General features: G+C 70.2%; 16 protein-coding genes and 2 pseudogenes. 11 read left to right on the forward strand and 7 right to left on the reverse strand.

All coding sequences use genetic code 11. The features are described from left to right. The first annotated feature begins 20 nt into the window (after window positions 1–20). Window positions 21–850: pseudogene (locus ACQEVM_RS36320) on the forward strand (IS5 family transposase). Here ACQEVM_RS36320 and ACQEVM_RS36325 read toward each other — a convergent pair. From ACQEVM_RS36325 to ACQEVM_RS36345, 5 genes and pseudogenes are all read right to left on the reverse strand, one after another. After that, window positions 805–1,740: a SagB/ThcOx family dehydrogenase gene (locus ACQEVM_RS36325; RefSeq protein WP_433086593.1), complete on the reverse strand. Its 936-nt coding sequence runs from the start codon at window positions 1,738–1,740 to the stop codon at window positions 805–807. The pseudogene ACQEVM_RS36320 and the gene ACQEVM_RS36325 overlap by 46 nt on opposite strands. 418 nt (window positions 1,741–2,158) lie before the next feature. After that, on the reverse strand, window positions 2,159–3,139 hold the full coding sequence (locus ACQEVM_RS36330; RefSeq protein WP_433086595.1) for a COG1470 family protein: 981 nt from the start codon (window positions 3,137–3,139) through the stop codon (window positions 2,159–2,161). A 60-nt stretch (window positions 3,140–3,199) separates the two neighbouring features. Then, window positions 3,200–5,149, reverse strand: a complete 1,950-nt coding sequence (locus ACQEVM_RS36335) for an RICIN domain-containing protein (RefSeq protein WP_433086597.1) — start codon at window positions 5,147–5,149, stop codon at window positions 3,200–3,202. A 354-nt stretch (window positions 5,150–5,503) separates the two neighbouring features. Continuing rightward, a complete protein-coding gene (locus tag ACQEVM_RS36340) occupies window positions 5,504–6,517 on the reverse strand; it encodes a metallophosphoesterase family protein (protein ID WP_433086976.1) in 1,014 nt (337 codons plus the stop codon). A gap of 132 nt (window positions 6,518–6,649) precedes the next feature. After that, window positions 6,650–7,060, reverse strand: a pseudogene (locus ACQEVM_RS36345) (RICIN domain-containing protein); the annotation flags it as partial. Between the two features lie 287 nt (window positions 7,061–7,347). On the opposite strand from ACQEVM_RS36345, the gene ACQEVM_RS36350 reads away from it, so the two are divergent. Further along, a complete protein-coding gene (locus ACQEVM_RS36350) occupies window positions 7,348–8,343 on the forward strand; it encodes a LacI family DNA-binding transcriptional regulator (protein WP_433086599.1) in 996 nt (331 codons plus the stop codon). Window positions 8,344–8,360: 17 nt separating this feature from the next. On the opposite strand, the gene ACQEVM_RS36355 is transcribed toward ACQEVM_RS36350, so the two are convergent. Next, the gene (locus tag ACQEVM_RS36355) at window positions 8,361–9,611 is read right to left on the reverse strand and encodes an ROK family protein (protein WP_433086601.1); all 1,251 of its coding nucleotides are present in this window, start codon (window positions 9,609–9,611) and stop codon (window positions 8,361–8,363) included. 137 nt (window positions 9,612–9,748) lie between these two features. Here ACQEVM_RS36355 and ACQEVM_RS36360 point away from each other — a divergent pair, with 137 nt between their 5' ends. The 5 genes from ACQEVM_RS36360 to dgoD are packed head-to-tail and all read left to right on the forward strand — an operon-like array spanning window position 9,749 to window position 14,221. Continuing rightward, window positions 9,749–10,714, forward strand: a complete 966-nt coding sequence (locus ACQEVM_RS36360; RefSeq protein WP_433086603.1) for an SMP-30/gluconolactonase/LRE family protein — start codon at window positions 9,749–9,751, stop codon at window positions 10,712–10,714. Further along, the gene (locus ACQEVM_RS36365) at window positions 10,711–11,337 is read left to right on the forward strand and encodes a bifunctional 4-hydroxy-2-oxoglutarate aldolase/2-dehydro-3-deoxy-phosphogluconate aldolase (RefSeq protein WP_433086605.1); all 627 of its coding nucleotides are present in this window, start codon (window positions 10,711–10,713) and stop codon (window positions 11,335–11,337) included. Before ACQEVM_RS36360 ends, ACQEVM_RS36365 begins: the two co-directional genes overlap by 4 nt. Further along, window positions 11,334–12,275 carry a sugar kinase gene (locus tag ACQEVM_RS36370; RefSeq protein ID WP_433086607.1) on the forward strand — a complete coding sequence of 314 codons (942 nt, stop codon included), beginning with the start codon at window positions 11,334–11,336 and terminating at the stop codon, window positions 12,273–12,275. The genes ACQEVM_RS36365 and ACQEVM_RS36370 overlap by 4 nt, the downstream gene beginning before the upstream one ends. A 51-nt stretch (window positions 12,276–12,326) precedes the next feature. Beyond that, window positions 12,327–13,079 carry an SDR family NAD(P)-dependent oxidoreductase gene (locus ACQEVM_RS36375; RefSeq protein WP_433086609.1) on the forward strand — a complete coding sequence of 251 codons (753 nt, stop codon included), beginning with the start codon at window positions 12,327–12,329 and terminating at the stop codon, window positions 13,077–13,079. Beyond that, a complete protein-coding gene (dgoD, locus tag ACQEVM_RS36380; RefSeq protein WP_433086611.1) occupies window positions 13,076–14,221 on the forward strand; it encodes a galactonate dehydratase in 1,146 nt (381 codons plus the stop codon). The genes ACQEVM_RS36375 and dgoD overlap by 4 nt, the downstream gene beginning before the upstream one ends. 99 nt (window positions 14,222–14,320) lie before the next feature. Here dgoD and ACQEVM_RS36385 read toward each other — a convergent pair whose 3' ends face one another. Continuing rightward, window positions 14,321–15,226: a peptidoglycan-binding protein gene (locus tag ACQEVM_RS36385; protein ID WP_433086613.1), complete on the reverse strand. Its 906-nt coding sequence runs from the start codon at window positions 15,224–15,226 to the stop codon at window positions 14,321–14,323. 1,846 nt (window positions 15,227–17,072) lie between these two features. Here ACQEVM_RS36385 and ACQEVM_RS36390 point away from each other — a divergent pair. The 4 genes from ACQEVM_RS36390 to ACQEVM_RS36405 all read left to right on the forward strand — a co-directional run bounded on the left by ACQEVM_RS36390 (window position 17,073) and on the right by ACQEVM_RS36405 (window position 22,090). Continuing rightward, entirely contained in the window at window positions 17,073–18,122 is a 1,050-nt protein-coding gene (locus ACQEVM_RS36390) for a substrate-binding domain-containing protein (RefSeq protein WP_433086615.1), read from the forward strand. 125 nt (window positions 18,123–18,247) lie between these two features. Then, the gene (locus tag ACQEVM_RS36395; protein WP_433086617.1) at window positions 18,248–19,846 is read left to right on the forward strand and encodes a sugar ABC transporter ATP-binding protein; all 1,599 of its coding nucleotides are present in this window, start codon (window positions 18,248–18,250) and stop codon (window positions 19,844–19,846) included. Next, complete coding sequence (locus ACQEVM_RS36400) at window positions 19,843–20,874, forward strand: ABC transporter permease (protein WP_433086619.1); 1,032 nt, start codon at window positions 19,843–19,845, stop codon at window positions 20,872–20,874. Before ACQEVM_RS36395 ends, ACQEVM_RS36400 begins: the two co-directional genes overlap by 4 nt. Before the next feature lie 406 nt (window positions 20,875–21,280). Continuing rightward, the gene (locus ACQEVM_RS36405) at window positions 21,281–22,090 is read left to right on the forward strand and encodes a DeoR/GlpR family DNA-binding transcription regulator (protein WP_433086621.1); all 810 of its coding nucleotides are present in this window, start codon (window positions 21,281–21,283) and stop codon (window positions 22,088–22,090) included. The last annotated feature ends 108 nt before the right edge of the window (window positions 22,091–22,198 follow it).

Genomic DNA, 22,198 nt, shown 5'->3' on the forward strand with positions numbered 1-22,198 from the left:
TGGTGGATCATGGTTGGGTGATACGTCGCCATGAACTGTCTGATGAGGAGTGGGAGTTCGTCCGGCCGCTGCTGCCTGAGTCCTTGCTCGGGCGGAAGCGGTTGGACGACCGGACCGTGCTGAACGGGATCGTGTGGAAGTTCCGGACGGGCACGGCCTGGCGGGATGTGCCTGAGCGGTATGGCCCGTGGGCCACGCTGCATACCCGGTTTCGCCGGTGGGCTCTGGACGGCACCTTCGAGCGGATGCTCCGGGCCGCGCAGGCCCGGGCGGATGCGGCCGGCGACATCGACTGGCTGGTGTCGGTCGACTCGACCGTCGTGCGAGCCCACCAGCATGCCGCCGGGGCCCGAAAAGGGGGCTCCGCAGTCCCGGCCTCGGACGCTCCCGAGGTGGTCTGACCAGCAAGATTCACCTGGCCTGCGATGCCTACGGTCGTCCGCTCGCCTCCGTGGTCACGGGCGGCAACATCAACGACTGCACCCAGTTCACCACCGTGATGGAGGCGATCCGGGTGCCCCGCATCGGCCCGGGCCGCCCCCGAGTGCGGCCCGTCCACGTGCTGGGCGACAAGGGCTACAGCTCCCGGGCCATCCGCACCTGGCTGCGGCGCCGCGGCATCGGCCACACGATTCCCGAGCGAGCCGACCAGGTCCGCAACCGGCTCCGGCGCGGCAGCCGGGGCGGGCGCCCGCCGACGTTCGACAAACAGCTCTACAAGCGGCGCAACGTCGTAGAACGGTGCTTCAACCGCCTCAAGCAGTGGCGCGGCATCGCGACCCGCTACGACAAGACCGCCGAGTCCTACCAGGCAGCCGTCACCCTCGCCTCGCTCCTGATGTGGGCGTGACATTTGAAGACAACTCCTAGGTGTCCGGCGTTCAGGTGGCTGACCCGGTAGGCGCGCGGGTGACGGTACTTCGCGCGCAAACGTTCCCATGCGGCGACGACGAAGACGATGAAGGCCGCCTGGTCGATGCCCTCCTGGTGCACGCACAGGACCCCGGCTTCGCTGTGGGTGAAGCCTTCGCGCAGCAGCTCCAGGCTGTGTTCTCGGGCGTTGTAGTGGTACAGACCGGCGGGGATGCCGGTGACGTTGGGGACGGCGAGATAGGCGTCGAGTTCTTGCCGGGCGCCGGCGGAGGGGCTGGTGCGCCGGATGAGGGCCCCGTACTCGAAACCGTCGATGAACTCGGCGGGGCCGAAGACGGTACGGAGCAGCACCGAGAGATCGTGCAGGCTCACCGGCCGGGCGCTGAAGGAGCGGTGCGTCCGCCTGCGATAGAGGGTCTGCTCCAGCGGTGCGGACAGGCGAGGGTCCGGTGTGCGGGGCAGCAGGACGCGGTCGGCCTCGGGGTGTTCGGTGAACAGCGCCGGGCGCCCGTCGCGGGCGAGGTGCTGACGCAGCTCGGGAGTGGCCGTCTCGAAGGGGACATCGCGCGTGGCGTAGTGGAAGAAGGATGCTTCCGGCGCCCAGGGTCCCCAGGCGTCCGCCAAGCGCTCGTCCTCTTGGGCTTCGGGGCTGCCCTCCTCGGCCAGCAGACCGTGTTCGAGCAGTGTTCCGGCCGCCTTCACCACCGTCTCGGGATGCAGGTGGTCCAGGAGTTCGGCCGCTCGGGCGGGGGTCGTCCAGGTGTCGAAGGCGCTGAGGATCTCGGCGGTCGAGGGGTGCAGAGCGACCGGCGAGTGATCCCGGTAGGCATGGACGACGAAGTCCCCTCGGTGCCAGTAGCACGTCAAGCCTTTCACCCGTCGCAGCCGCACATCCACTCCCTCGTACGCACAGGACCGACCCCTGATCGGCCCAGGGGTGGGGGCGGAGGCAGGGGCCGGCATCGGCGGATGCCGCGCCGGCCCCTGCCCATGGCCTACTTGTAGATGAAGTTGCCGGTGCGGCGTTCTTCCCGCTTGACGGGCACAGGCTTGATATCGATCTTGCGCATGATGGATACCTCCTTCGATCTCCTGTTCGTACACAGCTTAAGCGCGCGGATCATCTCCCGGGAAACGAGGAAGTGCCCCAACAGCCCTCGTACGCAGCGCCCTTGTCCGAAAGCCGCCGCCCACAGGGGAATCCGGAGATCGTGGATGAGCGGCTCCGGCGGAGACGCGCTGACGCCTGCCGGCCTCGCGTGACCAGTTCAGGCTCGTGAGGAGATCACTCGGGATCGGCGGGCCCTGCCGCCCGCGCCGTCGGCATCGGTTGTGCTGCCCGTGCCGCCTTGCGCCGGCGCCGAAGCACCATCGCCCCGGCGGCGGACAGGAGCGCCAGGCATCCCAAGAGGAACCACGGCACTGTCAGGAAGCTGTCGGATCCGGCGCCTCGCGAGCCGTCCGCGGTCGCTGTCACGGTCACATCGCCCCGGCCGGCGAGGGGTGCGCCGGGCCAGGATGCGGAGAGCCTCACCTTCTGTCCCGGGAGCAGTTCGGCGGGCACGTTCGTCAATCGTCGTTCGGCGGGCCCTCCCAGGTAGACCCCGTCCACGTGGGCGCAAACCCGGAGGGCGAGGCTCACGTTGCCCGTGTTGCGCAGGGTGTAGGAGACGGTGGACTCGGCGGCGCCGGTCCACGGAATCGAGGGGCTCCGGGCGGAGAACCGTACGTTCTCGACGATGACGCCGGGCCGTCGCGGTCCTTCGACGCGCAGGTAGATTCTGGCTCCGACGCCGCGTTGGACGCCGAGGTGGGAGCCGGCTCCGGGGCGCACGCGGTCATCCACGGCCACCAGGGCTCCGACGTGGTCGCCGGGTGAGGCGTCGGGTGGAACGCGCAACGTGATGCCGACCGTCGCCGTCGAACGCGCCGGGACCGTGATGACGTCCCGTTCGGGCTTCCCCCAGGCGCCGACGTCCCGTTGGGTCTCCTCGATGCCGCGCACGGCCAGCCCGCCGTCGCGTTCCGTGTTGTGGGCGTCGGCGACGTACAGGCGGAACGTCAGGGCCGTGTCGGTGGTGTTGCTGACGACGGCACGGTCGGAGAGCGTCATGCCGGGGCGTGCCGGGAGTTCGAACGCCGACCGCGGCGTGATCGTGGAATCGGCGGGCTTGACCGACCATTCGCCGTTGTCCGCCGCGCCGGCCGGTGCGGGGGAGAGGGCTGTCAGGACGAGGAGGAGGAGGACGACGGGGGCTGCGCGCATGCGACTTCCGCTTTCTGGGCGTCGCGTGCCGGACGCGTGGCGCCCGGCACGCGGGCGCGGTCAGAGGAGGGTGAGGGTGAGCGTTCCGACGTAGTCGCCGACGGGCGTGTACTTCGGGACGTTCAGGGAGACGGCGGCGTCCGCGGTGAACTCTCCGCCGGTCCGGTCACCGTCGGGGGCGGAAGCCAGGGTCGCCCCGTCCTTTCCGACCTTTCCGGGACTTCCCGCCGAGCAGGTGCCGGGGCTGTCGGCCTTGGTGGTGCACGTGGGTGTCCAGGTGAGGAGGTCGGCGTCAATCTTTCCGCGCGCCCCGGCGAAGTCGGTGACCTTGCCGGTGAGCGACCAGCCGGCCTTGCCACCGCGGAAGTCCTTCACGGCCACGGGGTTGAGGTGACCGGACGAGGCGCCGCCCGAGCCGAAGGCGACCGGGGGGAGCCGAACGGGGTCCGCCGTGGTGGACATGGTGAGCACACCGGCGCTGACCGAGGTGACGAGCCGCTGGTCGGCCGTGCCGGGAGCCGGGGGATCGGTGGGGTCGGTGGGGTGGGTCGGATCTGCGGCGGCGTCGACCTTCCACGCCTGACCGGCTGATCCGTTGCACTCCGACTGGACGATTCCGGCCCCGTCGGCGGTGGACCCGCCCTGGACGTCGAGGCACTTGCCGCTGTGCCGGGCGACGACGCGGACGTACCCGTCGGGGAGGGTTTCGAAGCGCCAGCGCTGGTTGTCCCCCGATCCGCAGTCGTACTGCTTGACCTCGGCCCCGTCGGCGGTCGACTTGTCCGCGACGTCGAGGCACTTGCCGCTGTGCTGGGCGAGGATGCGGACGTGGCCGTCGTTGTTGTCCGTGAATCGCCACTGGCTGTTCAGGCCACCGGCGCACTTCTCCTGGGTCACCGGCGCCTGGTTGTCGGAGACGCTCCCGGGCACGGTCACACAGTCGCCGCTCCGCCGGCCGGTGATCGTGTGGAGGGGATCGCCCCCGGCACCGGAGACCCGGCCGGTCGCCGTGTCGATCGAGACCTGGGGATACCAGGGAAGAGCCATTGTCGTGGCCGTCGGGAACTCCAACGGGAGCCACACGTACGTCGAGTCGTTGACGCGCCTGGGGTCGGCCCCCACCCCCGCCCACCGGTCACCCATGTAGAGGAAGGAGGTGGTCTCGCTGCCCTCCACCGGCAGGACGAATGCCGTCTGTGAGTGGTGACCGTCGTGGTTTCCGACGTCCTTCATCGGCGACCACGGTCCGGCGAGGTCGGTGGCGGTGGCGTACTTCTGCTGGTTCGGGTTCCAGTAGCTGGTCCCCGAGGTGAGCATGAAGTACACGTTTCCGCGCTTGAACAGGGCCGGGGACTCCCGGTGTTGGCCGGGCCAGGGGTTCGCCACGAGCCGTTTCACCTGCGTGTAGTCGTCGGTGAGTTCGTAGACGTGCAGATCGGCGTTCTGGTTGGCGGCGGAGATCATGTAGGCCTTGCCGGCGGCCTTGTCCTCGTACACCGTGATGTCACGGGACATGTGCTCGGCCCCGGACTCGTCCTTCGGTCGGAAGGAGCCCTTCCATGCGTACGGGCCGTCCACCGTGGACGAGACCGCCACCGCGGCCCGCGCCTCGCCGTAGGAGTCGTCGGCCTCCTTGTGCATCCACATGACGAACTGTTTGGTCTTCTCGTTGTAGAGGACCTTGGGGCGTTCGATCACCGCCGAACGGACCTCGGGGTCGGCGTCCTGGGTCAGGACATGACCGCGGGGCTCCCAGTTCTTCAGGTCCTTGGAGCGGTAGGCCGACACGTAACGGAACTTGTTGTCCTCGCCCCGATCCTCGCCGAACCAGTAGTAGAACTCGCCGACTTGAAGCACGCCCCCGCCGTGCGCCTGCACCCCTTGCCCCATGGTGTCCGGGAACTGGGTGCCGGCTTCGTTGGTGACGGGTGCGGCCAGCGCCGCGGGCGCCCCGCCCAGAACCGGGAGGAGCAGGCTCAGGCCCACGAGGATGGATCTCACTCTTCGCATGCAGATCCTCGATGTCGCCGCGCATCGTGCCCGGTGTGAGTGATGGGTCCCGCCTTCACTCACACAGGAACAAACATTTCTGCGCGTGAATCAACAATTGTGCCCAGAGAGTGGCCCACGTATTGGCTGGATGTCAACGACTTGTGCACACATGTGACGGTTCGTGGATGACCCCGGGGCGGAGAGTCACCATCCCCGGGTGAGTCGTCGCGCGCGCGTGACCCTGATCCAAGTCGGCTCCACGGCAAGGAGGTTCGGCTTTCCACGAGTGATGCCGGTGGTTGGGCCCGCGGTGCCCGACGGGAGAGATGCGCGTGCGCGCCCGACGGTTGCCCGGCGACCGCGCACACTTCGTCAGATCCTGGTGGCAAGCGGTACGGAGACCTGCTTCAGCCAGCGTCCCGCCGCGAAGTCGCGGGCCTTGACGACGACACGGTCCCGATGGACCTCGACCTGGAGCCCCTGGTTGAAGACGCCGGGAACCGTGTTCTCGCCGCCCTGACCGTTGTCGGTGAAGCCGGTCTGCACGGCCCCGGTGTTGAACACGGGGAACCCGTCCAGGTTCGCGGTGCCCGGCACCACCCGGCGTACGTGCCAGTCGGACAGGGCCAGGTTCCAGTGCGTGTGCCCACTGAAGAGGAACACGTCACGGTGGCGGCCCAGCAGACCGAGCAACGCGTCGGCCTGGAGGTAGTCGCCCGTGTAGAGCTTGTTGCGCGTACCCGAGACCGTGTTCGGCAGCGGGTGGTGGGTGATCACCATGACCGGCCTGCGACGTCCGGACCAGTACCGCAGGCGCTCTTCCAGCCACCGCAACTGCGCCTCGCTCAGCCATACCTCGTCCCAGAGCTCGGGGTCGTGATAGTGCATGTAGCGCTCGGTTCCGATGCTGAGGACCGGTATGCCGCCGAACGTCGTCTCGTCGTACACCGTGCCGCGCCCCGCGAACCGGTGGAAGCTGCGGAACAGGGAGTCCTCGGTGGTGCCGTTGGGCCAGGTCGACAGGGCGAGTGTCTGCGGATCGGCGTACTTGGGGACGTAGAACTCGTGGTTGCCGATGGCCCAGGCGACCTGGCGCGGGCGTGGACCGCGCTCCAGTACCTGTCGCACCGCCGCGTACTCGAAGTCGTAGCCGCGCGGGGTGATGTCACCGGCGACGGCCAGTCCCGCGCTGTCGGGGGCGGTGGCCGCGATGTCCTTCAGGGCGACGGTCAAGTCACCCAAATCCCCCTGGATGTCGCTGATGACGTTGAAGGTGCTGAGTGGTGAGGCAGCCCGGTCGGGTGTCCGCGCTTCGGCGGCCACCGGCGCTGCCGCGCCGAGGGCGACGGCTCCGGCCGTCGCGGTGAGCAGAGACCTGCGCTTCATGGGGTGGGCCCTTCCGCAGTGATGTGACGCGGGTCGGACAGACCCGCGAGGGGTCCGCACCCGGATATGTTTACGCAACCAAGAAGGCCGTGGGGTGAATGCCGCGCAACGCGAGAGCGCACCGGTCGCACTGTTGACCAGGGTGAAGTGCCCTTTGTCGGTGGTGGACAGCATCCATTGCCGGTGTGGGGGCGACCCCGGAGGGGCCAGGGCGAGCGAGTCGCCCGCGACGGCGAGGACCTCGCCGGTTCTGACGTTCGTCAGCCGGTTGGTGGCCGTACTGCTCCGGTCGGAGGGCCGCGACTTGGTGAGCACCCACTGCTGTGCGCCGTCGAGGCCGTCGGGCGCGCGCTGGACGAGGCAGTCCTCTCCTGCGGTCGTGACGGCTGTCAGCGCCAATCCGCTGTGATCGTTTGACGAGGAGGCGGGGAGGCGGGGAGGCGGGAAGGCGGGGAGGCGGGGAGCCGCGGAGGGAACGGCCGTCGCCCCGGGATCCACGCCGGACGTGCCGGCGGATCGACAGCGTGATGTTTGCGTGAACATCACATGTCGGGGCGAGTGTCGAAGCGGTGGGACGCCATGTCAAGGGAACCGGCGAGTAACGGTGCGAGGCTCCTGACGGGTCCGGGGCCTCGCCCGGGGACCCGCCGGTGGCCGTCATCCGCCGGCTGAACCGCCGGTGGCCTGCTCGTTCCCGGCTGTCCGGCGCTAACATCCGTACGGAGTGCACGCAGTCCCCTTGGAAGCCCCGGTTCGGAGGTCCGGTTCACATGCCGCGCGAAGTCGGATCACGATCACCCAGGTCACGCCCGCTGCGCCAGTCGCCCTCCATGGCCGATGTGGCCGCCATGGCGGGGGTCTCCTCGCAGACGGTCTCCCGTGTGGCCAACAACCGGGAGAACGTGGACGCGTCCACGCGCGAACGGGTGCTGGCCGCGATGAACATGCTCGGCTACCGGCCCAACACGGCCGCGCGGGCGCTGGTCACCGGAAGATTCGGGACGCTGGGCGTCATCAGTTTCGACATCAGCGCCTACGGCAACGCCAGGACCTTCGCCGCCATCACCGACGCCGCTCGCGAAGCCGACCTCTTCGTGAACTTCATGGGGGCCCGTGCCCAGACCGGCGCCGCCGTACGCCAGGCGTTCCGGCAACTGATGGTGCAGTCCGTGGACGGCATCATCCTGATCGAGTCGCAGATCCTCGACACCCCCGAACTTCGGCTGCCGTCGGCCGTGCCCGTGGTCTTCGCCGACGGGGACACCGGCCACCGCTACGCGAACGTGGACATCGACCAGGCCGAGGGGACCCGCAGCGTCGTCGCGCACCTGCTGGGCCTCGGTCACCGCACCGTCTGGCACGTCGCGGGCCCGCGCGACTCCTACGCGGCGCGCCGCCGGGCCGAGGCGTGGCACCGCTCGCTCAAGGACGCGGGCGCCGTCGTCCCGCCGCTGCTGTACGGGGACTGGTCCGCGGCCTCCGGTTACAGCGCCGGACGTGAACTGGCCGCCCGACCGGAGGTGACGGCGATCTTCGCCGCCAACGACCAGATGGCGCTCGGCGTCATGCGCGCCCTGCACGAGGCCGGGCGACGCGTGCCCGAGGACGTCAGCGTGACCGGATTCGACGACGTCCCCGAGGCCGCGTTCTTCCCGGCCCCCCTCACCACGGTCCGGCAGGACTTCGACGCCGTGGGCCGGCACTGCGTCGCGCTGCTCCTGGAGCAGATCGGCGGGGAGACCGGCGGGGAGACCGGCTCTCGGCGCCAGGCGTCGGTGGCGCCCGTCCTGGTGGTGCGCGAGAGTACGGCGGCCCCGGCCGGCTGAGTCGCCGGGCGGCCGTCTCAGGGGGTTCGCGCCTTCGCCTCCCTCGCGGCGCGACGCCCCGCCGCCACGGTGCCGAAGGTGTCGCGGTCGTCGAGGAAACCCTCCAGAGCGAACGTGGCGGCGCCGAGGCTCACGGGGTTGTCCGGCACGGTGCTGAGTCGGCAGGTGAGCGCCTGCAGCGTGGCCGGCAGGGCGTGTTCCGCGATGACGTCACGGGTCTGTCGCAGCAGCGGCTCGCCGAGCCGCTCCGCCACCCGGCCGCCGAGCACGAGGACCTGGGGATTGAACAGGTTGAGGAGGGCGGCCGCAGCCGTCCCCAGGTGGTGGGCGGTCCGTGTCACGGTCTCGACGGCCACGGTGTCCCCCTCCGCCGAGGCGCGGGCGACCTTCGCGACGACGGCGTCCTCGTCGGCGTCCAGGAGGGGGCTGTTCTCGTCCAACTCCCGCACGGTTCGGGCGATGCCCCGCGTGCTGACGTAGGCCTCCACGCATCCGAGCCTGCCGCACCGGCATTCCCGGCCGCCGGGGACCAGGCAGGTGTGACCCCACTCCCCGGCGCTGTTGGTCGCGCCCCGGTACAGCGCTCCGTCGACCGCGATGCCCGCGCCGACGCCGGCCCGGAGGGTCACCACGACGAGGTCGTCGAACTCGCGTCCGGCTCCGAACCACATCTCCGCGACGGTTCCGGCCTTGAGCGGGTTGTCCAGGTACAGCGGCATCGTGAGGCGCTCGGCGAGGAGTGAGCGCAGCGGTACGTCGCGCCAGGACCAGTACGGCGAGAAGACCGACACGCCACCCTCGCGCTCCACGTGGCCGGGGACGCTGACGCCCGCTCCGAGGATGCGGGCGGGCGTGCCCGCGACGTCCGTCAGAGCCTCGACCCCGGCCGCGATGGCGTCGACCACGTCCTGCGGCCGGACATCGGACTGCGGCAGGGGCAGCCGTACGCTCCGCACCACCGTGAGCGCCAGATCGAACAGCTCGACCTGAACGGACGTCTCCGCGACGTCGATCCCGATCAGGGTCCCGCGCTCCGCGTTGACGGCGAGGCGCGCCCGCGGGCGCCCGCCCCTCGAATCCTCGTGACCGGCCTCCGCCAGGACTCCGGCCTCCAGCAGCTCCGCGACGAGGTTGGCCACGGTCGCGAAGGAGAGTCCGGTCGCCGCGGCGATCTCCTGCCGGCTGACCGGGCCCGGGGCGGCGAAGACGCACCGCAGTGCGTCGAAGCGGTTGCGGCGGCGGATGTCCTGCGCCGTGCGTTTGGTCATGGGTGCGTCCTCTCACTCTGCCGGCGGCAGAGACGGTCGTGCTGATGGCAGAGCTTATTCCAGACGTTGGACGATCACTATGTACATGGGTTAGAAGAAGTCTTAGAGTTTCGCCGTCGGAAGTGAGGAGCGACATCATGCAACTGACCGCACTACCGTGCGCACCCGTCCCGGGACGGCTGACCGAAGGACCGGTCTGGCATGCCGGGCGCGGTGACCTGCTGTGGGTGGACATCACCGCGGGCCTTGTCCACCGGGCTCCGTTGGTGGCCCGCGACGACGACAGCGGCCTGCCCGATCTGGGGCCGAGAACCACCCTGAGCCTCGACCGGCCCGTCGGAGCGGTCGCGGTCCGCGCCTGCGGCGGGCTCCTCGTGGCAGCCGGAACGACCTTCCTGACCGTCGACGACACCGGGGTGGCCACGGAGTTCGCCGCTCCGGACGTACCTGACGACGGAACGCCGCGACGGATGAACGACGCCAAGTGCGACCCCGCCGGACGGCTGCTCGCCGGCACCATGGCCGACGACGGAACACCCGGCGCGGGCAGCCTCTACCGCCTCGACCCCGACGGCACCGTGACGACCCTGCTCGACTCGGTCAGCATCTCCAACGGCCTCGGCTGGAGCCCGGACGGCCGGCTGCTGTACTACGCGGACAGCCCGACCCGCCGCGTCGACGTCTTCGACCACGACCCCGTCACCGGCGCCCTCACGGGCCGCCGCCCCCTGGTCGACACCGGCCCCGCCGGCGTCCCGGACGGCCTGGCGGTCGACACCGGGGGCCGGATCTGGGTGGCGGTGTGGGGAGCCGGACAGGTCCGTGCGTACACCCCCGACGGCACGCTCCACGCCGTCGTGACGGTCCCCGCCTCACAGGTGTCCAGCTGCGCCTTCATCGGCCTCGACCTGGACCTTCTGGTGATCACCACCGCGACCGACGGTCTGAGCCCGCAACAGCTCTCGGCCGAGCCGCTCGCCGGCCGGCTCTTCATCTGCCGGCCCGGGGTCACCGGTCTGCCCGTCCCGCCCTTCGCCGACGACCCGGCGCGGATTCCCGCGTCCTCCACCACCCCTCACGAGCCCCGAGGATCCGCATCATGACCGACCTGGCCTCCGCACTCGCCGCCGCCCCCGCGATAGCCATCCTGCGCTCGCGCTCGCCCCGCCACTTCGCCGCCACCGCCGAAGCCCTCCACGACGCGGGCATCCGAGCAGTCGAGTTCACGCTCACCACACCGGGCGTCCTGGACGCGCTGCGCGAGTACGCCCGGTCCAAGCCGGCCGGACTGGCCCTCGGAGCGGGAACCGTCATGACACCGTTCGACGCACAGCGCGCCGTGGAGGCGGGCGCCACCTACCTCATCACTCCGGCCACGTGTCCGGACGTCATCAGGGAAGGACGCCGTCTCGGCGTTCCCGTCCTGCCCGGCGCCCTGACGCCCAGCGAGATCGCCGCCGCCTGGCAGGACGGCGCCACCATGGTCAAGCTCTTCCCCGCCTCCTTGGGCGGCCCGGACTACCTGCGGGCCGTCCGGGCGCCCCTTCCGGACATCCCGCTGGTGCCGACCGGCGGCATCGCGCTGGAGGAAGCCGCCGCCTACCTGGCGGCCGGGGCCACCGCCCTGGGCATGGGGAGCCCCCTGGTCGGAGACGCCTGCGAGGGCGGCGACCTGGACGCGCTCCGCGAACGGGCGGCCACACTGCTGGACGGCATCCGCCCGTGACCGCGCTCGTCACGCTCGGGGAGGCCATGGCCGTCCTGGCCGCCGACCGGCCCGGCCCGCTCGCCTCCGGCGCCTCGCTCCGCCTGGCGTTCGCGGGTGCGGAAGCCACGGTCGCCGTCGGCGTCAGCCGCCTCGGACACCAGGCGTCCTGGACCGGCCGGGTCGGTGCCGACAGCGCCGGCACGATGATCCTCGACGGACTGCGCGGCGAAGGCGTGGACGTCACCCGCGCCCGCGTCGACCACACCGCACCGACCGGACTCATGCTGCGCGAACGCCGCACACCGGACCACACCCGCGTCACTTACTACCGACGCGGACTCGCCGGCTCCCGCCTCGCTCCCGAGGACGTGGACCCGGAACTCGTCACCCGCGCCCGCGTACTGCACGTCACGGGCATCACCCCCGCCCTCGGCGACGCCCCCCGCGCCGCGGTCAGACGGGCCGTCGACCTCGCCCGCGCCGCCGGCGTCACCGTCTCCCTGGACCTCAACTACCGCGCCCGGCTGTGGTCCCGGCAGGACGCCGCGTCCGAACTGCACGAACTCGTCACCCGCGCCGACATCGTCTTCGCCGGACCCGACGAAGCCTCCCTCGTCGTTCCCGAGGCCGAGCCCGCCACCATGGCGCGCACGCTGCTCGGACTCGGCCCCCGCGAGGCCGTCATGAAACTCGGCGCCCGGGGAGCACTCGCGGCCACGGGTGACGGGGACGCCGTCCAGGACATCGTGCCGGTCACCCTGGTCGATCCCATCGGCGCGGGGGACGCCTTCGTCGCCGGATACCTCGGCGGACTCCTCGACGGCGCACCCCTCCCCGCCCGCCTCCGGCTCGCCGCGACATGCGGGGCCTTCGCCGTGGCGTCGCCCGGTGACTGGGAGGGCCTGCCCCGACGCGCCGAACTGGACCTCCTCCACGGCGAAGACGTCACCCGCTGACCGGGTGTGCCCCGGCACTCCGCACCACGACCACACAGGGAAAGACACACCATGAACCGATTCACGGGACGAACCGCCGTCGTCACCGGCGCCTCGTCCGGCATCGGCGCCGCGAGCGCGGTGCGCCTGGCCGCCGAAGGAGCCGCCGTCGTCCTCGCCGACATCGCCGACGAAGCCGGCGCCGCACTCGCGCAGAGGATCCGCGACACCGGCGGACGCGCCGCGTTCGTGCGGTGCGACGTCTCCTCCGAGCAGGACTGGAGCCACCTGAGGGACCGCGCCCGGACCCTGTTCGGCCCGATCGCCCTGGTACACAGCAATGCCTTCACCCACACCCACGCGCCCGCCCACGAGGTGACCGCGAGCGACTGGGACCGCGAGCTGGCCGTCAACCTCAAGGCGCCCTATCTCGCCGTGCGGACGTTCATCGACGACCTGCGCACCACCCGCGGTTCCTTCGTCGCCACCTCCAGCGTGCACGCGCTGTGCAGCCTGCCGGGCTACCCGGCCTACGCGGCGGCCAAGGGCGGCATCTGCGCACTCATCCGGCAACTCGCGGTCGAGTACGGGCCCGAGGTGCGGTTCAACTCCGTGCTCCCCGGACCCATCCTCACCGAGAACTGGGAGGACGTGGACGAGGAGGGCCGCCTGCTCTCCGCCCGGGCCACGGCCCTGGGACGCCTGGGTCACCCCGACGAAGTGGCGGCCGCCGTCGCCTTCCTCGCGTCCGACGACGCCTCGTACATCACCGGCACGAACCTGACCGTGGACGGCGGCTGGGCCGTGAAGAAGGAGTCCAAGTGAAGATCACATCCCTGCGCACCTACCTGGTGGCCCCCCGCTGGTGCTTCCTGCGCGTGGACACCGACGAGGGCATCACCGGCTGGGGCGAACCGGTCGTCGAGGGCCGTGCGCACACCGTCGCGGCCGCGGTCGAAGAACTCTCCGACTACCTCGTCGGCCAGGACCCGATGCGCATCGAGGACCACTGGCAGGTCCTCACCAAGGGCGGCTTCTACCGCGGTGGCCCCGTGCTGTCGAGCGCCGTCGCCGGCATCGACCAGGCGTTGTGGGACATCGCGGGCAAGGCCCTGGGAGTCCCCGTGTGGCAGCTGCTCGGTGGCAATGTCCGGGACCGGGCACGGGTGTACAGCTGGATCGGCGGAGACCGCCCGAACGATGTCGCGCAGCAGGCCGCGGCCCGCAAGGCGGAGGGCTTCACGGCCATCAAGATGAACGCCTCGCCCCAGTTGGAGCTGATCGACACGCCCCGAGCCGTCCGTGACATCGTCGAACGGGTGGAGAGCGTCCGTACGGAGGTCGGTGACGAGTTCGACATCGCCGTGGACTTCCACGGACGGCTCACCCTCCCCATGGCGCGCCGGGTGCTGCCGCTGCTGGAGCCGTACCTGCCGTTCTTCGTCGAGGAACCCGTGGTCCCCGAGATGAGCGCCCACATCGGCGAGGTCGTGCGTTCCACCAGCATCCCCATCGCCACCGGGGAACGGCTCTACTCCCGTTGGGACTTCAAGCAGGTGCTGGACCAGGGGATCGCCGTGGCCCAGCCCGACCTCTCGCACGCCGGCGGGATCTCCGAGGTACGGCGGATCGCGGCGATGGCGGAGGCCCACGACGTCTCCCTGGCCCCGCACTGCCCGCTCGGGCCGATCGCACTGGCGGCCTGCCTCCAGGTCGGCTTCGCCACGCCCAACCTGCTCATCCAGGAGCAGAGTCTCGGGATCCACTACAACGCCGGGTCGGACCTGTTGGACTACCTCACCGACCGTTCCGTCTTCCGGTACGAGGACGGGCACGTCGGCCTGCTCACCGCACCCGGACTCGGCATCGACGTCGACGTGAAGGCCGTCGAGCGGGCCGCCGAGACGGGCCATCGGTGGCGCAACCCGGTGTGGCGCAGGGCGGACGGCTCCCTCGCCGAATGGTGACCGGCGCGGGAGACGCCGCGGCGTCGGTCGCCGGGCACCTGCCGAGGGCGACCGGTTCCCCGTGATCGGACGGGTGCCCTGCCGATCGCTCGGCGTTCTTCAGGGCGTGAGGTACTCCAGCAGCCGTCGCGTGGCCGGTCCGTAGACACCGGGCGGGTCGCCGTGCACGCCGTGCGCCGCCTGGAACCGGGCGACCGCGTTGCGCAGGTTCTGGTCGTATTGGCCCCGCTTGGGCAGGTCCCACGCTCCGATCCGCGCGAGACGCCGCTGCAGGTCCACGACCTCGGGCCCCGAGTCACGTCGGCGCAGCGTCGGCTTCTCGACGGGAGTCGTCGACGTCGCGGGGGAGGGGGTCGCGCCGGCGTCGTCCTCCTCGCGGCCGGTGGACGGTGCGGGACTCGCAGGTGAGGCGGTGGACGTGGGCGTGGAGGGCGCGGGCCGGGCTGCCGAGGGCGCGGTACTCGGCAGGCTGCGCGCGACGGACGGCGCTCCCGGGCGCCCGCTGCCCGGGAGCGAGGCCGGGGGCCGGGGCGGTTCGGGTGTCGCGTCGTGCGTCTCGCCCTCGTCGACCATGTCGAGCCTGCTCGCGGGAGGGGGCGCCGTCACGTCCCGGCTGTCCTGGTCCCGCCCGAGCACGTACGTGCCCGCGAGGGCCGCGGAGCCGATCAGGGTGGCGAGCGCCGCGGTCAGGGGGAGCCGTCGACGCCGACGCGCGGGTTTGTGTGCCCGGTGGGATCCCGGCCTGACCAGGACCACGGGTGGGCCGAACCTCTCGCTGCCGGGCGGGAGTTCGCTCTCGTGGACCATCTGCGGGACGACCCATGCCACCGTGGTCGGGGCCGGCCCGTCGGTCGGCGCCGGTTCGTGCAGGGAGAGGTACGGCCGCACCCATTCCTGGTCGAACTGTGCCGAAGCGCCGGCCCGGCCTGCGGCTGCCATGTCGTGGGCGGCGATGCAGGCGCACTGCAGGACGTCACCGCATCGAGGGCAGAAGGGGGTGCTCACGGGACTCCAGTCGGATTTCCGGGACATGCCGCACGGCCCCTCGGCGCGTGGCGCCGTGCAACTCGGGATGTGTCGGCTCTGCGTCGGGGCGGGAAACCCGACGTCGCGTTTTCTGTGGGACGACCGTGCGGCGAGGGAGGGGAGTGAATGGTGAACCTACTGTGTGTGAAGCGCGAAGATCCAGCCCCATCGGGACCTCAGTTGATAACGATCGGCTAAACGCACCTCAGGGGTCATCCGGGCCTCGTCGCCCGGGAATTGGACCCTGGGCGGGAGTCCGGGAAGGAGGTGTTCCGGGAGCAGGTCGCGGATGGGTCGGTGGTACGTGTGGGCTCGGTGCGATGTGACACGGGGCGATGCCCCGCGTGCTGAAGTGCGCGATCCGCCGTGCGAAAAGCGGCTGTGCCAGGATTTGCCTGTTGACTTCCTTGCATGTGTGTCTGATTCTGTTCGGTGTGAGGTTGCCGCCGGGTGGCTCCGGGCCATCCGGCCGGGGTGCGCCCGACCGTCCTCTGCGGGCAGCCTGCCCGCCCTCCGAGACGCGGCGCTGAAATGTACGGGGGATCCACGTCATTCGACATCCGATCGTTCGGGCATTGCGTGCGTGGTGGAACTCATGGAACCGGAACCTCGGCTTGAGGAATTCCGGCGATTCGCTCTGCGCGTGAAGAGAAACGCAGAAGATGCGAACCGCATTACTGCGGTGCGGATATCGAGATTCTCGACGGAAAGAACTATCGGTCAGGGCGTCCTGTCCTGAACAATGGGGCGACTTTCCACTTCCCACCCAGGACGTTCCCCACGTGTCGACGAATCATCACTCCGCCGTGAGTCGGATGACCGACCGGCAACCGTGCGACGCCATCCGCATCGCGGACCGGGCCGCGCCCCCGGCGGAGGCCGAGCCGCGACGGCGTCACTCGTCCGGCTCGGGAACCTCCGGCTGCCGGTGCGGCGCCGGCGGCCCCGCCGCGACCGTACGCCGACGCCGGCAGGGGCGCCGTGGCACGGGCACCGTCCCCGCCGCGTCGGTGGAGAGCACGGGTTGTCCCCGGCGGCCACCGCCGAGTCTCTGCAGCCTTTTCGCGCCTCGGAGCACGTCCCGGCCGTCCATTCCGCCACCGGTCCGTGTCCGGAGGCGCAGGAGCCCCCTCTCGTCGAGCCGCCACTGCTGCGCCGGCGCTCCGTCGTGACAGCCGGTGGTGATCACGTCGACGCCGTTCGCGAAGGCACCGCGGCGGCCGGCCGGATCGAGCCCGTAGCGCACCGGGCCACGCCGTGACCTCAGGCGCCCTCGGGGCTCCTGTCGTCCTCGTTCGCACAGCCGGCTGCCGGGCAGCGCTGGAACCGATCCTCCGCGCGAACCACGCACGGGAAGCAGTAGACAAACAGAGTCGAACATGAAGCAGCGGATATCAACATGCGTCAGACGTTGGTCAGCGTCCTGTTGGCGAGGGCCACGTCCGACTCGACCCGCTGCTTTCGGGGAGGTCAAAGGACCGCAGTTCAAGGGGTGGAAGGGTTGTGGGCCGAGTGAGTCGCGAAAGGTCACGGGGGCGCATCGATCAGAAACCCAAGGTTCACACTGTTGACTTATGAAGGAAACAGCGCTTTTCTCTGTTGCATCAAGTTTGAAAGAGACCGACTGTGAAGGATTCCTCGTGCGGGAGTCGGTCTCTCCATCGGTTCATCGTCGAGCGAGGCCGGAACGGCTCTCTCTCGAACAACCTCGTCCGGCCCCACAACCTCCGGGTGGCGAACGCAACGAGGACCGACCCCTTCTCCACCCCCACGCACGTGCCCCACTGGTCGCCCCTGTGCGACCCGTCCAAGCAAAGGGAACGACATGCTCACTCACCACCACCGCCGACCGGTAGTCGTACTGGCTCTGGGTCTGGCCTCCGTGCTCGCCCTGTCCGCGTGCTCCAGTGGCCAGGAGACGACGGGCGGGAGCACGGACGTGGGGAAGGTCGACGGGAAGCTCTCCCTGACCTATCTGCAGAAGCAGGGCGACCAGGAGTACTTCATCGGCGAAGCCGCCGGTGCGCAGGCGAAGGCGGCTCAGCTCGGCATCGATCTGAAGATCGTGAATCTCGGCAACGATGCGAACAAGACCGTGAGCGAGGCCCAGGCGGCCATCTCGCAGAAGAGCAACGGGCTGATCGTCGTCGTCCCCGACCCGGCCGTCGGGCCGCAGGTGGTGCAGCTGGCGAAGGACGCCAAGGTGGCGCTGCTGACGTCGGACGACCAGATCTGCAGCACCGGCCCCGACCCGTCCGCCTGTGGCGCCGACGCCCTGGTGCCCCGCATCGGCTTCAGCGGGCAGCAGATGGGTGGCGAGGTCGGCAAGCGGGCGGCCGAGGAATTCAAGAAGTCCGGGTGGAACCCGGCGGAGACCCGGACGATCTCGGCCTGGAAGCAGGACGTCACCGTGTGCACCGACCGCGTGAACGCCTCGAAGAAGGCGTTCACCGAGGGCGCCGGCGCACCGGTCCAGAACATCGACGTGCCCACGGACAACTCTCCGACCGGCGCGCAGGACAAGATCGCCGCGACGATCACCGCGAACCCCTCCGTGAAGAACTGGGTGGTGTGGGGCTGCAACGACGAGAACGTCCAGGGCGGAGTCACCGCGCTGGAGAACGCGGGCTTCAAGGCGGACAACGTGATCGGCGTGGGCCTCGGCGCCTACCTCGCCTGCAAGAACTGGAGCTCGGGCAAGCCCTCCGGGATGAAGGCGGCGCTCTTCATCAACGGCAAGGACGTCGGCGCCCTGGCCGTGCAGACGATGTACCACAAGCTGAAGGACGGCAAGGAGTTCCCCAAGGAAGCCTTCGCCCCGACCAGGATGGTCGACGCCTCCAACTGGAAGGAAGCGGGAGTCACCTGCGGCTGAGGCCGCCCCCGGCCAGTGTGGGTACGGCCCCGCCGCGGCGGCGCCGTACCCGCCACCCGTCCCCACCACCGCCGACCAGCAGCGCCGCTGGACCGGCACACGTTCCCCCAGCTTGCGAGGCCCCCATGACCACAGCCGGCACAGAGCCACCGACTGCCGCCGCCTCCGCCCAGGACCGCGGCGAAGAGATCGCCGTGGAGAACATCACCAAACGCTTCGGTCCGGTACAGGCGCTCAGTGGCGTCACGCTGACCTTCCCCCGGGGTCAGGTGACCGCCCTCATGGGCGAGAACGGCGCGGGCAAGTCGACCCTGTTGAAGATCCTCACCGGTGACCACCAGCCCACCGAGGGCACCATCCTGTGGGACGGACGGCCGCGGACCCTGTCCTCCCCGCAGGAGGCCCACAAGGCCGGGATCCGCATCATCCCGCAGGAACCCGAGATCATTCCGCACGTCTCGGTCGCCGAGAACGTGTACGCCGGCGCCCTGCCGCGCGGCGCCGGACGCCGTCTCGATCGGGCCGAGCTGCGCCGCCGCATCACCGCCGACCTGATCCGACTCGGATTCGAGAAGGTCATCCACCCCGATCAGCTGGGCTCCGAACTCACCGCCGCGCAACGCCAGCTGGTGGAGATCCTGCGGGCGCTGACCGGCGACGCGAAGGTCATGGCCTTCGACGAACCCACCTCCTCGCTCTCCGAGAACGAGGTCGAGGCGCTCTTCGCCCTGATCGGCCGGCTGCGTGACCAGGGCATCGCCGTCATCTACGTCTCCCACCGCATGAAGGAGATCTTCCACCTCGCCGATCGCATAGCCGTTCTGCGCGACGGCGCCGTCGCCGGTGTGCTGGAGGCCCGCAACACGAACGAGGGGGAGGTCGTCCGCCTGATGGTCGGCCGTGACCTCTCCGCCCTCTTCGTGCGCCAGGACGTCGCCCGCGACGAGGTGGTACTGCGCCTGGAAGGCGTCACCACGGACGACGTCGCCGACATCGACCTCGACCTTCGTGCCGGAGAAGTGGTCGCCCTGGCCGGCCTCATGGGAGCCGGACGGTCCGAGTTGGCCCTCGCCCTCGCCGGCGACCAGCCCATCCGGTCGGGTCGGATCTCCGTGAACGGTCGGCCGCTGCGGCTGCGCAGCCCCAAGGACGCGATCCGCGCCGGCATCGGGCTCGCCCCCGAGGAGCGCAAGGCCCAGGCGCTTTTCCTCCACCGCTCCATCCGCGACAACATGTCCCTGGTGAGTTTGGACCGCCTGCGTCGCCGGCGCTTCGTCCAGAGCCGTCAGGAGAAGACACTGGCGCAGGAATTCTCCGACCGGCTGCGGGTGCGCACGCCCTCCATCGAGCACGAAGTGCGCAAACTGTCGGGCGGCAACCAGCAGAAGGTCGTCCTCGCCCGATGGCTGCTGCGCAAGCCGAAGGTCCTCATCCTCGACGAACCCACGCGCGGCATCGACATCGGGGCCAAGGCCGAGATCTACCGCATCATCGCCGACCTCGCCCGGGAAGGGGTCGCCCTGCTGGTGATCTCCTCCGAACTGCCGGAGGTCCTGGGGCTGGCCGACCGGATCGTCGTGATGCAGAACGGCCGCATCACGGGCGAACTCGACCGCTCGCAAGCCACCGAGGAAGCCATCCTCAATCTCGCCATGGCCGACGACCTGGCTCCCGTCGCATCCGACCGACCGCTCACAGACTCCGCCGATGGAGACGCTCGATGACCACCACCCAGACGCCGGCCACCACCGAGAACATCCCCGCTCCGGCGCGGAAGACCACGGGAGCGCTGCTCTCCTCACTCGGCGGTCAGAACCTCAGCCTGATCGGCGCCCTCGTCCTCGTCCTCGCCCTGTTCGGGTTCCTCAACGACAACTACCTCAGCCTCTCCAACATCCAGGTCATCGGAGAAGCGGCGACGATCACCGGTCTGCTCGCCATCGTGCAGACCGTCGTGATCATCTGCGGGGGGCTCGACATCTCCGTCGGGTCCCAGGCCGGCCTGGCCTCCGTCGTGAGCGCCATGGTCTTCACGTCCGCCGGATCCAATCCCTACCTCGGCATGGCCGCGGCGATCGGCGTCGGAATACTCGTCGGCGTCGTCAACGGCGTCGCCATCGTCTACGGACGCGTCAACCCCACGATCGCCACCCTCGCCGGCCTGGCCGCCTACAAGGGCGTCGCGCAACTCGTCTCCGGGGGCCGCGCGCAGGGTTACGTCCTCAACGATCCCTTCTTCGTGTTCCTCGGCCGCGGCAAGATCGCCGGCATACCGGTCATGATCTGGATCCTGGTGGTCGTGGCACTGGCCGTGCACGTCCTGCTCAAGTACACGGACATCGGCCGCAACATCTACGCGATCGGCGGCAACGACACCGCGGCGCGCCTCGCGGGCATCAACATCAACAAGTACCTGGTCGCGGTCTACGCGCTCATCGGTGTGGTCGCCGCGGTCGCGGGCATCCTCCTGACCGCGCGCACCGGTTCCGGGCAGCCCGTCTCCGGCAGCGAGGGACTGGAGCTGAAGGCCATCACGGCGGCGGCTCTGGGCGGCTGCGCGCTCAAGGGCGGCAAGGGCGGCATCGGCGGAACCCTGTTGGCCGTCGCGCTGCTCGGCGCCCTGGAGAACGGCCTGACCGTCCAGGGGATCAACACCTTCTGGCAGAACGTCGCCCAGGGCGCCCTCCTCGTCGCGGCCGTCGTCATCCAGCAGCGCCGCAGCGGTGAACGCGCCGTCGGGTTGCCCCACTGACCCTGACCCGACCCACGACGAGGCTCGCTCCGTTAAGGGGTCGGGCCTCGTCGCGCATCCCGCCCACGGATGGTGGAGGGAGAAAGGGGACGGCGGACTGCCTTTCCCTATCGAAACGCAATCAACCACACGAGGTGCAGGAGAGGACCGGTGGTTGCATTTCGGTACCGTCGGGTCCTTTCCTCGCCATAAAGCACAAGTGACGGAACGAAAGTGCGGGGAACGGCCCCGGGAAGTACCTCGCCCGGCCCTGTTGGGGCAGCTCAAGCGGGTGCGCGAGCGGCAGTTCCGGCCTGCGGTGTGAAAGTTCTGCGCAGTCCGGCCGACAACCCCTTGCCCAGCCTTATTGTATGCAGTGTACAATTGATCTCCGTCCGGAATTCGCTAGAGATCATCGGGTGGGATTGTGGCAGAGTCGGCACCGCTGGCGGCCCAACGGAGGGAACTGATCCTCGACACCGTGCGCCGGAAGGGGGCGGTGCGCGTCGCCGCGCTCGTCGACCAGCTCGGCGTCTCCGACATGACCATTCGTCGGGACCTGGACGTGCTGGCCAAGGCCGGATCGGTCGAGAAGGTCCACGGCGGGGCGGTGAGGACGTCCGGCACCACGGGCGACGAGCCCGGCTTCGAAACGAAGTTCACCCTCAAGTCCGCGGCCAAGGCGGCGGTCGCGGACGCGGCCGCCCAACTGGTCCGGCCCGGCAGTGTCGTGGCGCTCTCCGGAGGAACGACGACGTATGCCGTCGCCCACCGTCTGCGGGACATCGCGGGGCTGACCGTGGTGACCAATTCCCTCCCCGTGGCGGACCTGCTGCGGCCGACCGGGACGGACGACGGGTCCGCCGGGCCGACCCTGCTGGTCACGGGCGGTGCGCCCACGAAGTCCGCGTCACTCGTCGGACCGCTGGCGGATCAGGCGATCCGTTCCCTCCAGGTCGACCTCCTGATCGTCGGTGCCCACGGCGTCTCCGAACGCGCCGGCGTGACCACTCCGAACCTCGCCGAAGCGGAGACCAACCGCACCCTGATCTCCGCCGCCACGCGGCTGGCCGTGGTGGCCGACCACAGCAAGTGGGGCGTCGTCGGCCTGAGCCGATTCGCCGAACTGTCCGACATCGACTACTTCGTGTCCGACGACGGCCTCGGCGAGCAGGCGCGCACCGCCCTCGGCGAGCAGGTCGGCCGTCTGATCCTGGCGGACACCCGGGGGGCGTGACCGCGCCCCCACACGCACGGGGGGACATCCGCCGCGGCCCCGTAGCCGGGCCGGCGCGACATCGCCCTTTCCGTGTTCACACGCCGACGTTCCGAACGGCTCCCACGC

It is taken from the genome of Streptomyces sp. CA-243310, assembly GCF_050936775.1.
In the GTDB taxonomy this organism is placed as follows: domain Bacteria; phylum Actinomycetota; class Actinomycetes; order Streptomycetales; family Streptomycetaceae; genus Streptomyces.

Bases quoted from the DNA above. Each gene is read 5' to 3' on its own strand.
- ACQEVM_RS36365 (WP_433086605.1), top strand. From the start codon at position 10,711: ATGACCGACCTGGCCTCCGCACTCGCCGCCGCCCCCGCGATAGCCATC.
- ACQEVM_RS36340 (WP_433086976.1), bottom strand. From the start codon at position 6,517: ATGAAGCGCAGGTCTCTGCTCACCGCGACGGCCGGAGCCGTCGCCCTC.
- ACQEVM_RS36390 (WP_433086615.1), top strand. From the start codon at position 17,073: ATGCTCACTCACCACCACCGCCGACCGGTAGTCGTACTGGCTCTGGGT.
- ACQEVM_RS36355 (WP_433086601.1), bottom strand. From the start codon at position 9,611: ATGACCAAACGCACGGCGCAGGACATCCGCCGCCGCAACCGCTTCGAC.
- ACQEVM_RS36375 (WP_433086609.1), top strand. From the start codon at position 12,327: ATGAACCGATTCACGGGACGAACCGCCGTCGTCACCGGCGCCTCGTCC.
- ACQEVM_RS36360 (WP_433086603.1), top strand. From the start codon at position 9,749: ATGCAACTGACCGCACTACCGTGCGCACCCGTCCCGGGACGGCTGACC.
- ACQEVM_RS36400 (WP_433086619.1), top strand. From the start codon at position 19,843: ATGACCACCACCCAGACGCCGGCCACCACCGAGAACATCCCCGCTCCG.
- ACQEVM_RS36395 (WP_433086617.1), top strand. From the start codon at position 18,248: ATGACCACAGCCGGCACAGAGCCACCGACTGCCGCCGCCTCCGCCCAG.
- ACQEVM_RS36330 (WP_433086595.1), bottom strand. From the start codon at position 3,139: ATGCGCGCAGCCCCCGTCGTCCTCCTCCTCCTCGTCCTGACAGCCCTC.
- ACQEVM_RS36335 (WP_433086597.1), bottom strand. From the start codon at position 5,149: ATGCGAAGAGTGAGATCCATCCTCGTGGGCCTGAGCCTGCTCCTCCCG.
- ACQEVM_RS36350 (WP_433086599.1), top strand. From the start codon at position 7,348: ATGGCCGATGTGGCCGCCATGGCGGGGGTCTCCTCGCAGACGGTCTCC.